General features: G+C 53.5%; 7 protein-coding genes. 1 reads left to right on the top strand and 6 read right to left on the bottom strand.

Annotation, left to right across the window (positions count from 1 at the left end; genetic code table 11):
* Window positions 1–158 precede the first annotated feature (158 nt).
* Window positions 159–503: a hypothetical protein gene (locus EI42_RS15680; protein WP_111323566.1), complete on the bottom strand. Its 345-nt coding sequence runs from the start codon at window positions 501–503 to the stop codon at window positions 159–161.
* A gap of 364 nt (window positions 504–867) precedes the next feature.
* On the opposite strand from EI42_RS15680, the gene EI42_RS15675 reads away from it, so the two are divergent.
* On the top strand, window positions 868–1,200 hold the full coding sequence (locus tag EI42_RS15675) for a hypothetical protein (protein ID WP_211326195.1): 333 nt from the start codon (window positions 868–870) through the stop codon (window positions 1,198–1,200).
* A 204-nt stretch (window positions 1,201–1,404) separates the two neighbouring features.
* Here the strand turns inward: EI42_RS15675 and EI42_RS15670 are convergent, their stop codons facing one another.
* From EI42_RS15670 to EI42_RS15650, 5 genes are read right to left on the bottom strand one after another with little or no spacing between them, the layout of a single operon-like run.
* A complete protein-coding gene (locus EI42_RS15670; protein ID WP_111323565.1) occupies window positions 1,405–2,775 on the bottom strand; it encodes an MFS transporter in 1,371 nt (456 codons plus the stop codon).
* Window positions 2,772–10,019: an amino acid adenylation domain-containing protein gene (locus EI42_RS15665; protein ID WP_111323564.1), complete on the bottom strand. Its 7,248-nt coding sequence runs from the start codon at window positions 10,017–10,019 to the stop codon at window positions 2,772–2,774. Before EI42_RS15665 ends, EI42_RS15670 begins: the two co-directional genes overlap by 4 nt.
* 2 nt (window positions 10,020–10,021) lie before the next feature.
* Window positions 10,022–14,680 (bottom strand): non-ribosomal peptide synthetase, encoded by a 4,659-nt coding sequence (locus tag EI42_RS15660; protein WP_111323563.1) that lies wholly within the window; start codon window positions 14,678–14,680, stop codon window positions 10,022–10,024.
* A 39-nt stretch (window positions 14,681–14,719) separates the two neighbouring features.
* Window positions 14,720–17,842, bottom strand: a complete 3,123-nt coding sequence (locus EI42_RS15655; RefSeq protein ID WP_111323562.1) for a non-ribosomal peptide synthetase — start codon at window positions 17,840–17,842, stop codon at window positions 14,720–14,722.
* Window positions 17,843–17,891: 49 nt separating this feature from the next.
* Complete coding sequence (locus EI42_RS15650; RefSeq protein WP_111323561.1) at window positions 17,892–18,947, bottom strand: TauD/TfdA family dioxygenase; 1,056 nt, start codon at window positions 18,945–18,947, stop codon at window positions 17,892–17,894.
* Window positions 18,948–18,962: the final 15 nt, after the last annotated feature.

Raw genomic sequence — 18,962 nt, 5'->3', positions numbered from 1 at the left:
GTGTAAAGACTTGAGAGAAGCGTTCTCTTCTTTCGCTCTATCCTCTTTCCAAGGCCCTGTATCAGCACTGGTAAGCGATGTCCTCGGGGAAAAATGAACATTTCAACAACCAAGAAACCCATTCTGATCCGCGCGGGTCATAGTGACCTCGCGGGAGTCTATGCGAAACCTTCCAGGGCTTCTCGCGCTCTGATTGTGGCCTTGCATGGCGGCGGCAACTCGGCTGCTATCTTTGATGACACCAATCCCTGGCGAAGCTGGCTTCCAATACGGCTGCCTCTCTTGGATACGCGGTTCTGGCGCTGGATAGACCGGGCTATGGAGCCAGCCAACAGATCACTGAAGAGCTGAGCACCTTTGACGGCCAGATCGCCCTTTTGCGGCTCGCTCTGGCCGTGACTGTGTGAACACAGATGATTCGCCTGAGAATTATCCGCCTGGATGAGCATTGTGTGGAGAAGGATCGTGCGCTCATCATCCAGGCGGATCAGGGATGGCTTCATTGACAGAGGTGGTAGCCATCATATTTCAGCTTCTCCTGTTCTCATGAGCGGGAAGCATGTAAAGATTCTAATTATGCTGGAAATGCTTCTCTGTCACAACGGTACTTGTCCTTTTTATCTCTGAGCGTGTCGACCTGAGGAGGATGGGCATTACTGCACGATGAATCTGGTCTCGACATAATTGACATATTTGTTTTCTTGCAAAAATATGTGTTATAATATATTTCATCTGCATCTGTAGTTTCTTTGGTCGGTTGGTTTTTTTACTGTCCAATAAGTACGTTCTATGAATCTTTCTTTTTCAGATAAGTTGTACGCTGCTTTATTTCGTATTGAAGTCCTATCTTCATGGAGAGGAAAACATATGCCTCTACTTCTTATTGGCTTTCTATTCATTGTTTTGTGTCTTGGGCTTGTTGTATTTTATGTGAAAAAGACAGGACAAACAGTCAAACTTGAGAAAAGAGGGCTGAACATAGCTCTTTTTGTTTTGAGCCTTCTTATCTTCGTTATTTCTTTAAAACTCTTTTGGAATATGGGTGTGTATGCTGATGAACATGGCTCATCCCCTGTCCTTGTCTCTGGAGGCTGGTTTTGGCTGTCTATGGATTGGCTGAGACAGGGGTTACTTTTTGTTCTTTGCGTTGTTTTAGGCCTGAGTTTAGTAAAGCGCTCAAAAGGAGAAAGAGAAGCCTGATACATCAGGTGCCCAGCATATCTACAGATGTACCTGCTTGCACTCCGACCAGAGACCTGCTTAGGAAGCTGAAATATGGTATTATTAGACCTGCGACCTTTTACGAGTGCCGGGAAGTTGACGCTCTCCCGTTGCCTGTAACGGTTGATAGTCTCAGGCAAGCGGGAGAGTGTCACGACAAAGAGGCACAAGGTTCATTCGCTGTCAGTCGCTTACCGGTGCCTCTTGAGCCGAAAGGGCCGGTGTCTCTTGCTTGTTCTTCTCTGCTTCCAGATGACGCAGGCGGGAAGAGGCACTACAGCAGAGGGTAATGATAAGAAGTATCCCACCGATCAGGATGAACATAAACCCGATTCCCCGTCCCTGTCCTACACCGATAATCTGTCCAACTGAGTGAGAAAGGGATCCATCAGCACGCAATAATGGCTCGAAAAGCGCATCGGCTAGAGGTCCCGAAAGCAGATAGGCAAGTGGTACAACGGCTCCTGTAAGCATATCCAGGACAGAGAAAAGGCGTCCCTGCATACTGGTATCTGTCAGGTTTTGAAAGAGTGCATGGACTGAACCGTTAATGAGTGGCAGACAGAAATAGAAAGCAAAGCCTGCTACCGCGATAAGCAGGAATGAGGTACTGACTCCGACCAGGGCCAGACAGATACTACTGATGCTGAGAAAGCAGAGGATAGTATGGACGCGACGTTTAAAACCGCGCCACACGCTCATAGTCAATGCACCAACAATCATGCCGATGCCGCCAATAGACATCAAGGTACCAAGCAAGGCAGCAGAGGTAAACGAAAGGATCATTGGCTTGACCAGGACGCTGACCATTCCAGTTAAAAAGTTGGTAACCGTGAATAGGAGAAGCAAAATTACCAGCCCTGAATGTTGCTGGAGATAGCGCCAGACAACCGCAACATCTTGCACAAAATTTCCCTTTTGCTCCTGTTCACCCCCTGCATGAACGGTCCGGGGCTCTGTTGAGTATCTGGCAAGCAGCAGTGTCCCCATAGAGAAGAGGAATGTTGTCAGGTCAATGAGAAAGATTCCCTGTAGCTGGATGATTGGGAGTAAGGCGCCGGAAAGGACCGGCGCGACCAGTTGGGTACTGGCATTCGCAAACTGAATCATCCCATTGACGCGATTTAACCTCTCCTGTGGCACCAGTTGCGTTACCAATGCCATATAGGCAGGTCGCTGAAAGGCGCCGCTCACAGATGCGATAATGTTTGCCAGGCAGATGAACCAGACGTTGAGGTGGCCAGTAAAAGCAAGCGTTCCTGCTCCTAATGTGCTGAGAGCCGCAAGTATATCACAACAGAGCAGAATCCAGCGGCGGCTATGGCGATCGACAACAACCCCGGCCAGTGGCGCGACCAGGACACCGGGCAGAGCCGCGCATAACGATGCCAGGGTAAATTGTGTCACCGACGATGTATGCTGATACAACCAGATCGCCAGAGCAAATTCGGTCAGGCTTGTGCCCATATAGGAGACAAACTGTCCGCTCCAGATGAGCGTGAAAACGCCCATCCCCCGACTTTTTGTGCTCGTGTCTTTACTTGTTCTATTCATAGAAGAGAACCTCCCTGTTCCCTTTTCCACTGCTGCTCCGCGATGTCCAGCGCGTGGTTGAGTCGTTCTGCAAGAACCTGTACATGAGGTTCGGTTGCCATCGAGATATGATCGCCAGGAATTGTATACATTGCGACCGCTTCCGGTGTAAATGGAGTCCAACCATAGGCGGGATCTCTGAAGATTTCATCATCCTGTTCAATATCATCGGGATGGAGTGAGCTGGCCCGGAAGAGCGTAATTTTCCCATTGTATGGCTTCGGATAATAGTAGTGCATACATTTGCCATGCGCTTTCTGCACACGCAGCAGGTTATTGAGCAATTGCAATCCATTGTCTGAGGAAACGAGGTACTGACTCAAGAGCTTCTGCGCGAGTTGCATCTTCTCCTCATAGCCCATTCGTTGCAGCTCATCATAGGTCACCGTCAATGGGATATGGAAGAAACGCGTAATCAAGCGCATTAAATCGAGCAGCTCTGTCGTGTCATCGCGCACAGTTTCCTCTGCGACCTTGTTGACCGGAGGCGTCGTATCCATGATACCCAGGAAAGCCACCTTCTGGCCCTGCTTCTGGAGTTGTTGAGCCATCTCAAGGGCAATAATCCCACCGAGAGAGTGTCCACCGATGTAGTAGGGACCTTCTGGCTGTACTGTACGAACAGCCTCGATATAATAGCTTGCCATCTCCTCAACCCGTGTAAGCGGCTCCATCTCTCCATCAATTCCTCGGGCCTGCAACGCATAGAGTGGGCGGTCAGGGTCGAAATGACGCGCGAGTGGTATATAGCTGAGAACCGTTCCCGTTCCTGTATGAACACAGAAGAAAGGTGTCTTCCTTCCATTCGGTTGCATCTTGACCAGCGGTGACCACTCGGCCTTCGCTTCTCTTTCCTTCTGGCGCAGATAGTGAGCAAGACGTTCTACGGTTCCCGCTTCCACCACAACTGCGGGCGAGATGCGATACCCAAACGCCTTCTGGAAGCGGTTTAACATGTCCAGAACAAGCAGGGAATGGCCACCTAGCTCAAAGAAATTCTCTGTAATGCCTATCGGCTGCCTGTTAAAGACCGCCTCCCAGATCTGAACAAGACGTAGCTCAAGAGCATCACGCGGCATAACCAGCGTGGTTGGTTCTTCCAGCAGGTTTTCGCTTCTGGCCAGCAATGCCTGACGATCAACCTTGCCATTCGTCGAGAGTGGAATAGCCTCCAACTGGATGAACGCTGAAGGGACCATATAAGCGGGAAGACGGCGTAACAGATAATCGCGTAGTTCGCGGGGCGTGAGTGTCTGCCCTGCCTCTGGCACAACATACATCAGTAGTTGCTTTTCGCTGCCCTGATGATCTCGTACCAGTACCACAGCATCTTTTACTGCGGGGTGCTGCATCATCTGGACCTCAATCTCTCCTGGCTCGATACGGAAACCGCGAATTTTGACCTGAAAATCGGCCCGTCCCAGATATTCAATCACACCATCAGCGCGATACCGTGCCAGATCTCCGGTACGATACATACGTGCTCCAGGGATAGGCGAGAAGGGATCGGGTAAAAAGCTTTCTGCCGTGAGTTCGGGACGGTTGAGGTAGCCTCGGGCAACCTGAATTCCGGCGATATAGAGTTCGCCCGCAACCCCGATCGGCACCGGTTGAAACGCCGAATCCAGCAGATAGAGCTGTGTATTGGCAATTGGGCGACCAATTGGCACAATGTCAGAGACAGGTTCTTCGCGTGTACAATGCCACCATGATACCTCAATTGCAGCCTCGGTTGGGCCATAGAGATTATGCAGCTCTGTCTGAGGTGCAAGGCGTTGTGCACAGCGAGCCAGCAGTGCAGGAGTTAAGGCTTCACCGCTACTGATAATCTGGCGAAGGTGCGGCGTGCGAGCGGCAAGATCGGGCATTTCAAGGAATGCTTGAAGCATCGACGGCACAAAGTGCGTGAGCGTGATCCGTTCTTGCTCAATGAGATCAAGCAGATATTCTGGATCTTGATGACCACCGGGACGAGCCAGGATTAGCGTGGCTCCTGTGACCAGCGGCCATAAAAGTTCCCACAGGGAGACATCGAAACTGATAGGCGTCTTTTGCAGGACGCGATCCGTTTGACGTAACGGCAATGTCTGCTGTATCCAGCTCAAGCGATTCACCAGGCCTCGGTGATAGTTCAATACTCCCTTCGGGCGGCCTGTTGAGCCAGAAGTATAGATAGCATATGCCAGATGCTCGGCTGTCACCCATTTCCGGATCTCTTTGATAGCTGGCTCTTGATGCATTGTATCCAGGCACAAGACGACGCCATGAAATGGTGGGAGGGTAGCCTTGAGATGGGATTGTGTCAGGAGGAGCGGCATCTGCGTATCTTCTAGCATGTAGGCAATGCGCTCTGCTGGATAGTCAGGAATCAGAGGCACGTACACCCCACCTGCCTTGAAGATACCAAGCAGCGCGATCAGCAATTCGGGTGAGCGCTCCATATACACGCCGACAAACGTTTCTGGCTTGATGCCATAGGCTTGCAGATGGCTGGCCAGGTGGTCGCTCCGTCTATCAAGTTCTGCATAGCTCATCTGCTCCTGTTCATAGACGAGGGCAATCGCATCAGGGGTGCGGTTCGCCTGTGCGATGAAGAGTTCATGCAGGCATTTATGAAGCACATCACCTGGATAGAAGGTGCTGGTATTGTTCCATTCATACAGCGCGCGCTGTCGCTCTTCCTCAGATAACAATGGCAGTTCACTCAAACGAGCCTCCGCCTTTTCGGGGAGAGCCTGGAGCAAGGTGACAAAGTGCCTGCTCATGCGCTCAATAGTGGCAGGCTTAAAGAGGTCTGTATCATATTCAAAGGTGATATGCATGCCATTATCGGTCTCTTCACAGAAGAGTGAAAGGTCAAACTGCGCCGCTTTGCTGCCGAGCGGCACTGCTTCACAGACCACATCCGAGAGTGCCACATTGGTGAGTGGTGCATGTTGAAGCACGAAGAGCACTTGAAAGAGCGGGGTGTAGAGTGGATTCCGAGGCCAATCCAGCGCGTCAAGAATTTGTTCAAAGGATACATCCTGATGCGTGTATGCTGCCAGACAGGTTTCGCGTACTCGTTCCAGCAGTTCCAGAAAGGTTGGATCTCCTGAGAGGTCCGTGCGCAGCGGAAGCGTATTCACAAAGAAACCGATCAGATCTGCCAGTTCAGGGCGCGGACGATTTGCAATGGGTGAGCCAATGACAATATCATCCTGCCTGCTATAGCGCGAAAGCAAGCAATTGAAGGCTGCGAGCAGGGTCATAAACAGCGTACACCCTTCCCTGCGACTTAAAGAGCGCAGCGGTTCCACGATAGCAGGAGGGAGCTCGAAGTGATGAGCGGCCCCCTTGTACTTCTGTACAGGCGTACGGCTATAATCGACTGGCAGTTCTAAGGCCAGCGGTGCACCTGTAAGCTGCTCTTTCCAATACGCAAGCTGTGTTTTCTGTCGGTTCCCTTCCAACCATTCTCGCTGCCATCGTGCGTAGTCTCCATACTGCACAGGAAGAGAGGAGGCTTCGTCTTGCTGCCCGTTCAAGGCTGCCTCGTAACCCTCTGCCAGTTCGCGCATAATGACTTCAAGCGACCAGCCATCGGCAATAATATGATGAAGGGTGAGGAGCAAGGTGTGCTGCTCTCGCGCCTCACGGAACAGGAAAATACGCATCAATGGCGACTGATCGAGCGAGAACGTTTGGCTTGCGGCATCGTCTAGAAGCTCCTGTAATACCGACGCGCGGCGTGCCTGTGGTACTGTTTGCAGGTCAAGCAAGGAGAAAGGAAGTGGACAGGAAGGAGTAACTCGCTGTATCGGTTGCTGTCCGCTCTGATGGAAGGACGTTCGCAAGATACTATGGCGGGCGAATAACCGCTTAAAGCTCGAAAGCAGCGCTGAGAGGTCTATATTACCCTGAAGGTGGATTGCCGCACGAACAATATAGGCTTTACCGCTCTCTGGAATGACCTGTTCCTGTATCCAGAGCCGCTGCTGACCAAGCGAGAGCGGATATTCAGTTGTATCCTCCTGGTGGTGCAGAGGGAGGAACTGCGTGTCTTCATCGCTCCGTCTGGCATGTTCGATCGTTGCCGCCAGATCTCGCAGGGTTGGGGTTGTGAAGATTTCCTGCAAGGGCAGGGAGACCTGAAAGGTTGAACGCACGGCGGAGGCGAGTTGAATCGCTAGCAGTGAATGACCTCCCAGTTCAAGGAAAGAGTCGGTAATACTGACCCGCTCGATCTGTAGAATACGGGCCCAAATGCTGGCCAGCACCTCTTCGGTTGGTGTGCGTGGGGCGATATACGCTTTGCGCATCGTCTGCACGCTCTCGGGTTCTGGCAGGGCTTTGCGATCCGTCTTCCCGTTCGGCGTCAGTGGGATTTCCTCAAGCGTTACAAAAGCTGTCGGAATCATGTAATCTGGTAGAAATTGTTGTAGATAGTTGCGAAGGAGCCGCTGCAATGTCTCCCCTCTGGGGGCGCTCTTCGCCGGGATCAGGTAGGCGATCAGGCGCGTATCGTCCCCATACCGACGCGTGGCAACCACGCATTCCTGTACAGCAGGATGCTGAGCAAGCTGTGTCTCGATTTCGCCCAGTTCGATGCGGAAGCCACGAATCTTGACCTGAAAATCGGTACGTCCCAGATATTCAATGGTGCCATCAGCATGAAAGCGTGCCAGATCTCCTGCTCTGTACATGCGTGCGCCTGGCTGCGATGAGAAGGGGTCGGGGAGAAAGCGATCTGCCGTTAGATCGGGGCGGTTGAAGTAGCCACGTGCAAGCTGAACCCCGCCGATAAAGAGTTCGCCTACGACCCCGACTGGAACCGGTTGCAGAGCTGCATCCAGCACGTAAATCCGTGTATTGGCCATTGGGCGTCCGATAGGCACACAATCAAGTACCCGGGTTGAGTGGGGACAATGCCACCAGGTTACTTCAATGGTTGCTTCCGTTGGCCCATAGAGATTTAATATGTGCGTCTGTGGGGCAAGGCGTTGCGCACATCGGGCCAGCGTCGCCGGTGGGAGTGCTTCACCACCGCTGATAATGCGCCGTAAGTGCTGCGAGCGAGCGGCTATATTTGGTGTCTCAAGGAAAATCTGTAACATTGAGGGAACGAAGTGTGTTATTGTGATCTGTTCCTGCTCGATTATGTCCAGCAAATAGCCCGGATCTTGATGACCACCGGGGCGCGCCAGAACCAGGCAGGCCCCTGTAACCAATGGCCATAACAGTTCACGTACAGAGATATCGAAGCCAATAGGTGTCTTTTGCAGCATGCGATCTGTTGGGGCAAGCGGGTAGTGTTCCTGCATCCAGCTTAACAGGTTTATCAGGGCCCGATGATGGATGAGCACACCCTTTGGCTTACCGGTTGAGCCGGAGGTATACATTACATAGGCCAGATGCTCTGGTGTCGCCAGTTTCTGTGGAGAGCACATCGTTGTTTCTGGAAGCGCATCCAGACAAACCGTTTCTCCTTCAAAAGAGGGGAGCTGTGCCTGAAGATACGACATCGTCAACAGGAGCGGAATTCGGGCATCTTCGATAATAAAGGCAAGCCGTTCTGCCGGATACCCGGGTGTCAAAGGAACGTAGGCCCCTCCTGCCTTGAGAACGCCCAGGATGGCGATGAGCAGTTCTAGCGAGCGCTCCATATAGATGCCAACCAGCACTTCAGGTCCTATGTGGCGTTCCTGGAGATATGCAGCCAGTTGATCGGTGCGCCTCTCAAGCTCGGCATAGCTGAGATGCTGGCCCTCATACACAAGGGCAGTGGCATCAGGTGTCCGTTTTGCCTGTTCCGTGAACATCTCATAAACGCATCGTTCTGGATACTCACGCGGATTGTTGTTCCAGTCGACAACGATCTGTTGATACTCCGCTGGCGTTACGACTGAAAGTGAGTTGAGTGAAGATTGCGGTGAGGCACTCATCCCCTGAAGAAGGTGCTGGCAGTGCCCTAGAAGGCGCTCGATAACCATCTGCTCGAAGCACGTTGGGTCATATCGAAGCCGCAAGTGGATCTGTGGTCCTGGCAAAATAACCAGCATCAATGGATAATTCACTCGCTCATAGGCAATTGTATCCGCGACGTGGACGCTCTCTGGGCCGGCCACAAGCCCTTCTGGCACAGGGTAGTTCTCAAAAACAAAGATGCTTTCAAAGAGAGGTTGTCCCTGTGGAACCTGGCTCCACTTTTGGACGTCTACCAGCGGCGTGTGCTCGTAGTTGCGCAGCTTGATATTCTGCTCTTGCAGCATGCCTAGCCAGTGTGTCACGCTGGTCTGGCCCGGGAGATGTACCCGCAAGGGAAGCGTATTGATGAACAGTCCGATCGCTTCTTCTACACGAGGCAATTGCGGTGGACGACCGGCAACTGTCACCCCAAAGACAACATCTTGTTCTCCGCTGTAGCGACTCAGCAGTAAGGCCCACATGCCCTGTAGCACTGTATTCACCGTGACCCGGGCGTCCCGGGCAAGCTCCTGTACGGCCCGGGTGAGTTCTTTTGAAAGCAGCAGGTCGCATTCCCCTGGCTGACTCTCAACTGTTGTTGAAGCTGATGTGGTGCCAATACCTATCGAGGTTGGGGACGTAATACCGCGAAGTGCCTCACTCCAGAAGCGGCGTGCTTCCTCCTGATTCTGCCGTTGTAACCAGAGCACATAGTCACGGAAAGGGGGGCGTTCAGGCAATTGGGGATGTTCACCCAGACGCAGCGCTTTATACGCCTGTAAAACATCGGAAAGGACCAGCGCAATCGACCAACCATCCAGCAGAAGATGATGCGACGTCAGAAGCAGATAATGTGAATGTGCTGCTCGTCGAATCGCGGTCAGGCGCAAAAGGGGCGGCATGGTAAGATCAAAGCCTCGTTCACGATCCTTTCGTAGCCACTCCGTCAACGCCTGCTGTTGCTGTTCAGGTGTTAGATGTTGCCAGTCGAGTTCTTGCCAGGGGAGGGCGACATCATGATAGATGAGCTGAATGGGAGTATCAACCTCCTCCCATTCAATGCCACCACGCAAGGCAGGCGTTGCATTCAGTACCATTTGCCAGGCCTGCTGCATCGAGGGTAGATGAAGTGCGCCATCAAGTTGATAGCATACCTGCCCGACATAGACGCCAGAAGCAGGAGCTGACAGGGTATGGTAGAGCATACCCTGTTGTAATGGTGTCAATTCATAAATATCTTCGATTTGCGTGATTGCCATATCTAGTATCTCCCTCGCTTACGCACTTTCTGCAATATTCGGTCAAGTTCTTTCTGCTTCAACTGAGCTGCCGGGAAATCAGAAGGCGTGAAGCCTTCCGCTTCGGGCTGCCGTGCATGCTCGATCATTTCTCGAAGGGTGTCGGTAGAGAGTCGTCCAATGCTCTCCACCATTGAGTGTTGATGTACTGTGCTATCAAACCTGATAGTCAGGCATCCATCAATGAGGCCGGCCACGATATTGAGCGCCGTTGAATCCGGTCTCTGCTCTTCTAGCAGCTCGATCTTCCAGGTTTGTGTGATCGGCAAATCTCTCCAGGTGAAGGTCACCTCGGCTTCTGGCAGAGCCTGAATAGCAGGATCGTGCTGTAGCTCGCGCAGAACGCCAAAGGCGTGAGCATGTTGTGACGTGCTTCGGAACAACTCCTTCACCGACTTGATGTTTTCGTTGAGAGTGCGCCCGGGAAGAGTCGGCAACGGGACGGGAAACCGTGTCTCAAAGTAACCGAGAGTACGTGTTCTATCCATTTGCTCAAAACACTGCTCTCGTCCCTGCCCTATAACCTCAATTGGTACCGTTCCGCTCCCGATCAGAGATTGCAGGCTCCGTCCGAGTGCAGTGAGGCATAGTTCGTCGGGTTGAGCATGATAGACAGTGGTCGCAGCCTGAAGGAGTTCCTGTGTCTCAGATGCCGTGAGTGACACGCTGAGGCTCTGCACACCATCGGTCTGTTCGGCACGGGGCAACGAACGCGCGCTATGCCAGGGAAGTTCTTCCCAGAAACGCCGCTCTGTCTCCGAAATGAGCGAATCCGCATATGCATGCACCGCTTCGCACCAGCGGCGGAAAGAGGTCCCGACAGCCGGGAAGCGAGTCTCTTGCTGCTTGAGAGCGCTCTGGTAGGCCGTTCGCAGATCTTCTATGAGAATGCGCAGTGAAACCGTATCGCAGATCAAACGTGGCAGTGTCAGCAGCAGTTGCCCCTTTATGCTCCCTTCAAGACCGATCACGGAGAGCGGAGGAACATCGGCACGGTGAAGCTCTGCCTGCGCTTCGGTTAGCAAACGGGCCAGTTGCGCGGAGCGGTTGCCAGTCACCGTTTCTACACGGAAGCGGAAAAGGTTTCCCTCCTCTGGAGAAACGAGGATCTGTTCCCAACCGGTGGGTGTGTGCTGGTGGCGAAGGCGCAGGGCGTCGTGCTGCAACGTTATTGCCTGCAAGGCCTGTGTCACTGCCTCATAGTCAAATGGCTGCTCATCCTCTATCAAGACTGCCTGCATCTGCGAGGTGGCGTGCTGTGCCAGAAGTTGCCGTTGGGCAGGGGTGAAAGCAAGCCGGTTGGTTTGGCCTGCTATCGCTGTTTTGTGGAGCCCGGCAATCTCGGCGAGCCCGGCGATGGTCTGCGCCTGAAAGAATTGGAGCGGTGTCAATTCAATGCCTGCTTCACGCGCCCGACTGATAATCTGAATGCTGCGAATCGAGTCGCCACCGAGGGCAAAAAAGTTGTCGTGGATGCCAACCCGTTCCAGCCCGAGGACTGTGGCCCAGATATTGGCCAGCGTCTCTTCAATCGGGGTCCGGGGCGCGACAAAGGGCTGTTGTTGGTCGGTCCACTCAGGAGCTGGCAGGGCCTGACGATCGATTTTCCCGCTTCTGTTCAGCGGGAATTCATCCAGGAAGATGACAGCGGAAGGCACCATATATTCAGGGAGCCTCTGCGCTGCGAAGAGGCGAATGTCATCTGTCATTGGCTTCTTGCCTGCATGGCAACTCAAGTAGGCAACAAGCCGCTTTGTCCCGGGATGATCTTCACGGGCTAAGACAACTCCCTCGCGCACGGCGGGATGCTGGTGCAGTATTGCTTCAATTTCACCGAGTTCGATGCGGAAGCCGCGGATTTTGACTTGTTGATCAATGCGACCAAGAAACTCGATGACCCCATCGGGCCGATAGCGTGCCAGATCACCTGTGCGATAGAGCCGTGAGCCAGGCTCTTTGCTCCAGGGATGCGGGATGAAATATTCAGCAGTACGCGCTGGATTGTCCAGATAACCACGCCCAACGCAGGCACCACCAATGCAAAGCTGTCCCGGTACATTCACAGGCACCGGCATCAAATGCTCATCGAGAATGTGTACATCGATGTTTGATAAGGGATAGCCGATAGGGATATAACCATCTTCCTCCTGCGGAGGCTGTTCTACAGCATAATGCGTGACACTGTCCGCACACTCTGTTGGGCCATAGGCGTTCAGTATGGGCACATGGGAATAATAGGTCAGCCAGCGGGCGCAGACATCTGGTGACAACGCCTCACCACCAAGCAGCAACCAGCGCAATGCCTGAAGGGTTGGTCTGTTCTTTCCCTGGCGTTCGACCTCCTCTTGAAGCAGGCGGAAGAGGGCAGGCACAACTTCCAGCAGGGTGATTTGCTCTCGCTCAACGACCTCAAGGAAACGCCTGGGATCATGACAGACCGCATCTGGCAGGATATGGACCGTTCCCCCGACTAGCAAGAGGGCCAGAAACTGCCAGACAGACATATCAAAGCTGGTCGAGGCTGTTTGTGTGATAGAGTCGCTGGCGCTCAGTTGTAGGGCGTCTATCTTGGCATACAGGTGATTCAACATATTTCTTTGTTCAACCATGACGCCTTTGGGTATGCCTGTTGAGCCGGAGGTATAAATGACATAGGCCAGACTCCGGGGGAATGGTCCTACTTCCCTCGGAATATGAACCTGACCGCACGCTAGCGCGTCCTTCAATAGAAAGATCGGCGGTCGCTCTTGAGGTGGTATGTGTACAAGAGCCTGCATCAAAAGTTCTTGCAACTCCTCGCTCACAAGGACCGCGCTTGCATTGCACTGTGTGAGCACCTGCTGAATCCGCGAGGCCGGATGCCGGGGATCGAGCGGCACGTAGGCGCCACCGGCATAAAATGTGCCCAGCATTGCTACCGGGAAGTTCAGATTCCGTTCGGTCAGAATCGCTACCCTTGCATCCGGGCCAACTCCTGCATCGAGCAGCAAAGAGGCGACCTGTTTGGCCTGCTCGCTCAATTGCTGGTAGGTCAGGCGCTGTGTGCCGCAGACAACCGCTGTTGCTTTGGGACTCCGTTGGACCTGTTGCTCGAAGAGCTCGGGGAAGGTCTGCTGAAGCGGGAACGTGCGCCGCTTCATATTCCAGCTTTCCCGTGCTCTCCATTCTGCTTCGGTCAGCAGGGGCAGCGTTGCAACAGACCGATCGGGGTTGGTCGCAATACCGTGCAGGAGCACGACGTAGTGTGCCGCCAGGCGCTCAATTGTAGCCTGATCGAAGAGGTCAGTACTGTACTCAATGACGCCGGTTGCCCCTTCTCCTTGATCGAGAATGGTCAAAGTGATATCGAACTGTGCTGAGCTGCTCGTAAGATCGAGCGTTTCCATTGTCAGACCAGGCAGAGAGCGCAGTTCCTGCTGTCGGTTTTCCAGGAGAAAAAGCACCTGGAAGAGCGGGTTATAGCTCAGGTCGCGTTGCGGCTGCAAAGCCTCTACGAGCTGTTCAAAAGGAATATCTTGATGATTATAAGCCTCCAACACGGTTGCTTTCTCGCGTCGGAGTACCTCCCGAAAGCTCGGGGTTCCACTGAGATCCGTGCGCAGCACTAATTGATTGACAAAGAAGCCGATCAGGTTTTCAAGCTCCACGCGGTTCCGGTTCGCGGTCACCGTTCCAACAACCATATCGGTGCGCCCGGTATAGCGAGAAAGCAGGCAGTTGAACGCAGCCAGGAGCGTGGTAAAGAGCGTACAGCCTTCTTCCAGCCCTAACGCGCGGAGTTTCTGTACCAGTGCAGCCGGGAGCTTGAATTGATACTCGGCCCCCTTATAGGTCTGTACCGCTGGACGGGCTCTATCGGTTGGAAGCGCTATTACCGGCTCCATACCGTCAAGTTGTCGTTTCCAGTAGGTAAGCTGCTTCTCTCGCTGTTCTCCTTGTAGCCATTGGCGTTGCCAGCGGGCATAATCACCATACTGAACAGGCAGAGGTGGTTGTGTGTCTGCCTGTCTATGAAGCCTTGCCTCATAGCCGGCAACCAGCTCGCGTAAAAGCACATCGATAGACCAGCCATCCGCAATGATATGATGCAGTGTCAGGATCAAAATATGCTCTTCTTGACTCTTGCGTAACAGGAGAAGCCGCCATAGCAGTTCCTTCTCCAGTTCAAACGGAGTCTGTGTAGCAGCTTGCACTATCTGCTCGACCAGCAGGTCACGCCGCTGTGGAGCTACTGCTTCAAGGTCCACCAGCGAAAATGGAAGGGCTGCCTCCAGAAGAATCCGTTGTACTGGTTGCCCATCCTGTGTCTCAAAGCGCGTACGCAGGATACTCTGGCGCGTAACCAGACGTTGTACACTATAGCGCAACGCGTCTCTATTGAGGGGGCCGCGCAGCCGGACCGCACAACTGATCAGGTAGGCTTTCCGGCTTTCCGGGTCAAGCTGCTCCAGAAACCAGAGGCGCTGCTGTGCGAAAGAGAGAGGGACGACCTCTTCACGATCCAGGCGTATTTCAGCAGGAATTTCTGCTCTGGCCTTCGCGGTAGCGCCTTGACGCCACCGCTCCAGCAGAGCACGCTTGGCCGGGGAGAGTGTCCCTGGCATGTCGCGTGATACAGTCATAGATACACCTCGTGACAACTCAACTGAACAACTGCTGTCTTACTCGAAAAGGGCAAGCATGTGCTGTGCCTCTTCGTCGGACAGTGTTTCCAGCTTTTGGACAATCAGGCTATCGATCTGTTGCGCAAGCTCAGCAATGGTAGGCGTACCGAGCAGGAGATGTAAGGGAACATCAACGGGGAAGGCCGAGCGCACACGGGATGCGATCTGAATGGCCAGCAATGAATGACCCCCAAGCGCGAAGAAATTGTCATGAATGCCAATGCGCTCTAGATGCAGTACCTCACCCCAAATCTGGGCCAGTTTCACCTCGACAGGAGTTTGAGGTGCGACATAGGCGGCGCGGCTCTCTGCGCGTTCCGGTGTGGGTAGAGCCTGTCTGTCTACTTTGCCCCCGGAGGTGCGTGGCAGTTCGGGGAGAAAAACCAGAGCTGAAGGAATCATTGCTTGAGGTAAACGCTGTTGCAGCCATTCCTGTAGCCCTTGCTGCGCTTCTGCTCCTTCGATATAGGCAGCAAGCCTTTGCTGTCCGCCTGCATCTTGATACAGATGTACCACACAATCGTGCACCTTTGGATATGTCTTTATCACCGCTTCAATCTCGCCCAGTTCAATACGAACGCCATAGAGTTTGACCTGATGGTCGCGTCGTCCAAGATACTCAAGCTCGCCCGAAGGAAGAATACGGGCCATATCACCGGTGCGATAGAGGCGGTTTCCATCTCCGCTATAGGGATCAGGAATAAAGCGTTCAGCCGTCAGGTCAGGCCGATCGAGGTAGCCAAGAGCAAGCCCTTCACCTCCGAGATAGAGTTCGCCAGAAACGCCTATCGGAGTTCTCTGCCAGGTATCGTCCAGAACGTACACGCGAGTATTGGCAAGAGGATGCCCAAGCGTAATATGCGTGGGATCGGTAATCACGGCACTACTTGCATTCGCGGTGGCTTCGGTCGGGCCATACAGGTTATAGATACGCAGCCAGGGAAATACTTCGAGTGTTTTCGCTACCAGCTCGCTTTCAAGTGCCTCACCACCTATGAGAAGGCCGGTCAGATGCCCATCCAGTGAAACATCTTGCTGTCGTGCATACTCCAGGAATGGACGCCAGAGCGAGGGCACGGTATTCAGAGCCATGTGGTGCTGGGTGCGGATAAAGTCGAAAAGCTTTTCTGGTTGTGCAACAATGTTTTCGGGAAGGAGCCAGACGGTGCCTCCTCGGATCAGAGGCGCGAAGAGTTGTTTCAGCGAGGCATCAAAGCTCAGGCGTGTGGTTGCCGGAATAACCTCGAACTCGCGAAACACCTCATTACACCAGTGCAGATAGTTGACAAGGCTTCTATGGCTGACCATTACGCCCTTTGGCTGGCCTGTTGAACCTGATGTATGGAGCACATAGGCAAGAGCAGACGATGGAATAGAGAGGTCTGGATTTGTCTGCTTCATCGCCTCTATCTGCTGCCGATCTATATCGAGGCAGAGCGGGGATGCTGCTTCAGGGAGCTGTTCCGCAAGCTCTGCAAGCGTGATTACCTGCTGCACTTTCGTATCCTGAAGCAAGAAGGCCAGCCGCTCACGAGGAAAACTGAGATCGAGTGGGATGTATGCCGCGCCGGCTTTAAGAATACCGAGCAGACAGGCCAGGTAGTCAAGTGAGCGCTCAAGATAAATGCCAACCAGAGAACCAACCGTAGTGCCTCGCTCACGCAGCAGGTGAGCAATTTGATTCGCGCGGCTATTTAACTGTTCATAGGTCAACGCTTCTCCTGCATACGTCACAGCCATGCGGGTTGGACAACTGGCCGCTTGTTGCTCAAAAAGCCGGTGCAGCGGGAACTCAAGCGGGTAATCTCTGGCAGTTGTATTCAGCTCGTTGAGGAAGCGCTGTTCCTCCTCGCTCACTACTTCAAGGGTATATAGTGGAGCCTCTGGAGCCATAAGAGCCGTATTTACCAGAGTGAGGAAATTGTGGCCCATGCGCTCGATGGCTGCTGTCTCGTAACGATGCTGATCGTACCAGAAAGTGAGCGTACAGCGCTCAGGCGTGCTCATGCACTGAAGCTTCAGTTCAAACCGTTGGGTACAGGCATGGATGTGCTCAAGAGAAGGAGTCAGCTCCTCGCTCCCCACGAAAGCCGAGAGGTTCAGCGCCTCATAGGCCAGCGGGAAGAAGCGCGTGCCTGCGTCCCTCTCCCAGTCGAAGGCCTCCTGCCATTCCGCGCTCTCCTGAAGCTTTTGCTCGGTCTTTTGCATCAGTTCACGGAACGTCTCGTCTGCCCGAGGGATGATTGTTATTGGCAGGTACCGATGAAACAAGCCAGGGATCTGCTCCAGTTCTTCATAGGTTCGTCCATGAAAAGCGACGCCGAGGGGGAATTCTGCTCCAGCACTGCTTTTCCAGAGCAGCCAACGCCAGCAGGCCAGGAAAAAGGTATCTGGTGAGAGCCCCTGCTGTTGCGCCCAGGTGACGACCCGCTCTCGCGTGCCGGTATCAAGTGTGATGGAGTAGGAGCGAGGGCAAAAGGGCAGCGCTTCCTGTCTCCTGTTCGCGATGGAGAGTGTTGCAGCATCGAGCCCAGAGAGGTCACAGCTACGCCAGTACTGACGGCCAACCTCGTTTTCTTCGGACTCAACCTGCTCGTTGAGCCATTCTGAAACGTCTGCATACTGTAACACTTCCTCTTCGCTGACACTGTTTTGCAGGTAGATGGTCAGGATCTCCTGCGCGAGCGTTGCCAGGCCTACTGCATCCAGGCAGAGGGCGGAGGTCACCAGGAGCAGATAGTGTTGTCTTTCTGTCACAGAAAGCAGTTCTGCCCGAAATGGGTGCTGTGATAGATCGCACGCTTGCAGGAGAGCAGCAAGTTGCTGCTCGTCCGGTGCTGTCCCGAAGCGGTGAATAAAGAGCGGATCCACAGTATCGAGAACAACCTGTACAGGCAAAGAGAGACCCGGAGGCCGGCGGAACGTGGTGCGCAGAATCTCGTATCGCTCAACACACATGCGCAGGGCCTGATGAAGCTGTTCTGCATCAAGCACGCCCTCAAGCTTCATCAGGCAGTAAGAGAGAAAAGGGCTCCGGGCGCTCACCTGCTGTGTCCAGGCCCATCGCTGCTGTGGGGAGAGCCGAAAGCCCTCCACTTGCTCCTGTTCAATCTGTGTCATGATCCTGTTTCCTTCCAGAGAATTTCCTGTAAACGATGTGCTTCGGTTTCTACATGGTCATAGGACTATGCTCTACCTGGTCCCAACTGTAGGCATCAGCCATACTCACGATGACCTTGCGTGTCCCGGTAAAGGGGGCGCGTCCATGTGCGACCAGAATGTTATCAAGTAGCAAGATGTCGCCCCGTTTCCAGGGGAATGCGATGGTTTCCTGCTGGTATGCCGCTCGGATGGCTTCCAGGTCAGCGGTACTGATTGGAGTTCCATCGCCAAAGAGAACATTCTTGGGCAGATCCATTTCGGAATGTTCGGCCAGCAACGCTTCTTGTATCGTCTTTTCCAGTGTGGTGTAGTGGAAGGCATTTGACTGGTTGAACCAGACGCGCGCTCCGGTCTTCGGATGAACGACCGTGGCCGGGCGTATCTGCCGGGTACGCAAACGATGGTCGTCTTTCCATTCCACAGTGATATGTGAGCGCTTACAGAACTCCTCCATTTCTGCCTTATCCTCGGTCTGGAACACAGATTGCCAGTTCAGACCGACGCCGTCCCCGAAGTTGCGCACATACATCACGCCCTTGCGTTCAAAGCGCTCGCGCACTTCGACAGGGATGCGCTGATAGACTTTGCTGCTATCGGCAATAGGTGTCTCGCCTCCTGTCTCTGGCTCGATGAGGCAACAGAAGGCAATTTTGGAGGGCCAACTGTAGGCATAGGAGTTCTCATTGTGCAGCTCAATGGTCTGGTCAGCGGGATACTCGGTTGAAGTGTAGGTGCCGTTCCCTACCTCTTTGCGTGGTGTAGCACGATCCCGATAGGAAAGGAGCTCCTCAAAGAGCGTACTGATGAAGCGATGGAAGTCATTCTCCGGGTTGATCTGAAAGCCCCGGAAGAGCACTCCACCATGCTTGAGGAGCTGATCTTCGATGTAAGCTTTATTCGTTTTGCCCCACTCAAGCAGATCAAGACCCTCTATTGCTGGCTCCAGTATCAGGGGAAGCGTCTGTCCCTCTTTGAAATACCGTTCCTTCACTGCTTTCTCCAGAGAGACAGTAACGCGTTGACGTTTGATAGCTCCGGGTCGTTTAAAAGGACTTGTGCTCATTGTTCAAAACCTCTT

This window comes from Thermosporothrix hazakensis, assembly GCF_003253565.1.
Classification (GTDB): domain Bacteria; phylum Chloroflexota; class Ktedonobacteria; order Ktedonobacterales; family Ktedonobacteraceae; genus Thermosporothrix; species Thermosporothrix hazakensis.
The sequence above is the reverse complement of the archived record's forward strand: the minus strand, read 5'-3'. Positions and strand labels throughout refer to the sequence as shown.

Bases quoted from the DNA above. Each gene is read 5' to 3' on its own strand.
- EI42_RS15650 (WP_111323561.1), bottom strand. From the start codon at position 18,947: ATGAGCACAAGTCCTTTTAAACGACCCGGAGCTATCAAACGTCAACGC.
- EI42_RS15665 (WP_111323564.1), bottom strand. From the start codon at position 10,019: ATGGCAATCACGCAAATCGAAGATATTTATGAATTGACACCATTACAA.
- EI42_RS15655 (WP_111323562.1), bottom strand. From the start codon at position 17,842: ATGACACAGATTGAACAGGAGCAAGTGGAGGGCTTTCGGCTCTCCCCA.
- EI42_RS15660 (WP_111323563.1), bottom strand. From the start codon at position 14,680: ATGACTGTATCACGCGACATGCCAGGGACACTCTCCCCGGCCAAGCGT.
- EI42_RS15680 (WP_111323566.1), bottom strand. From the start codon at position 503: ATGAAGCCATCCCTGATCCGCCTGGATGATGAGCGCACGATCCTTCTC.
- EI42_RS15670 (WP_111323565.1), bottom strand. From the start codon at position 2,775: ATGAATAGAACAAGTAAAGACACGAGCACAAAAAGTCGGGGGATGGGC.
- EI42_RS15675 (WP_211326195.1), top strand. From the start codon at position 868: ATGCCTCTACTTCTTATTGGCTTTCTATTCATTGTTTTGTGTCTTGGG.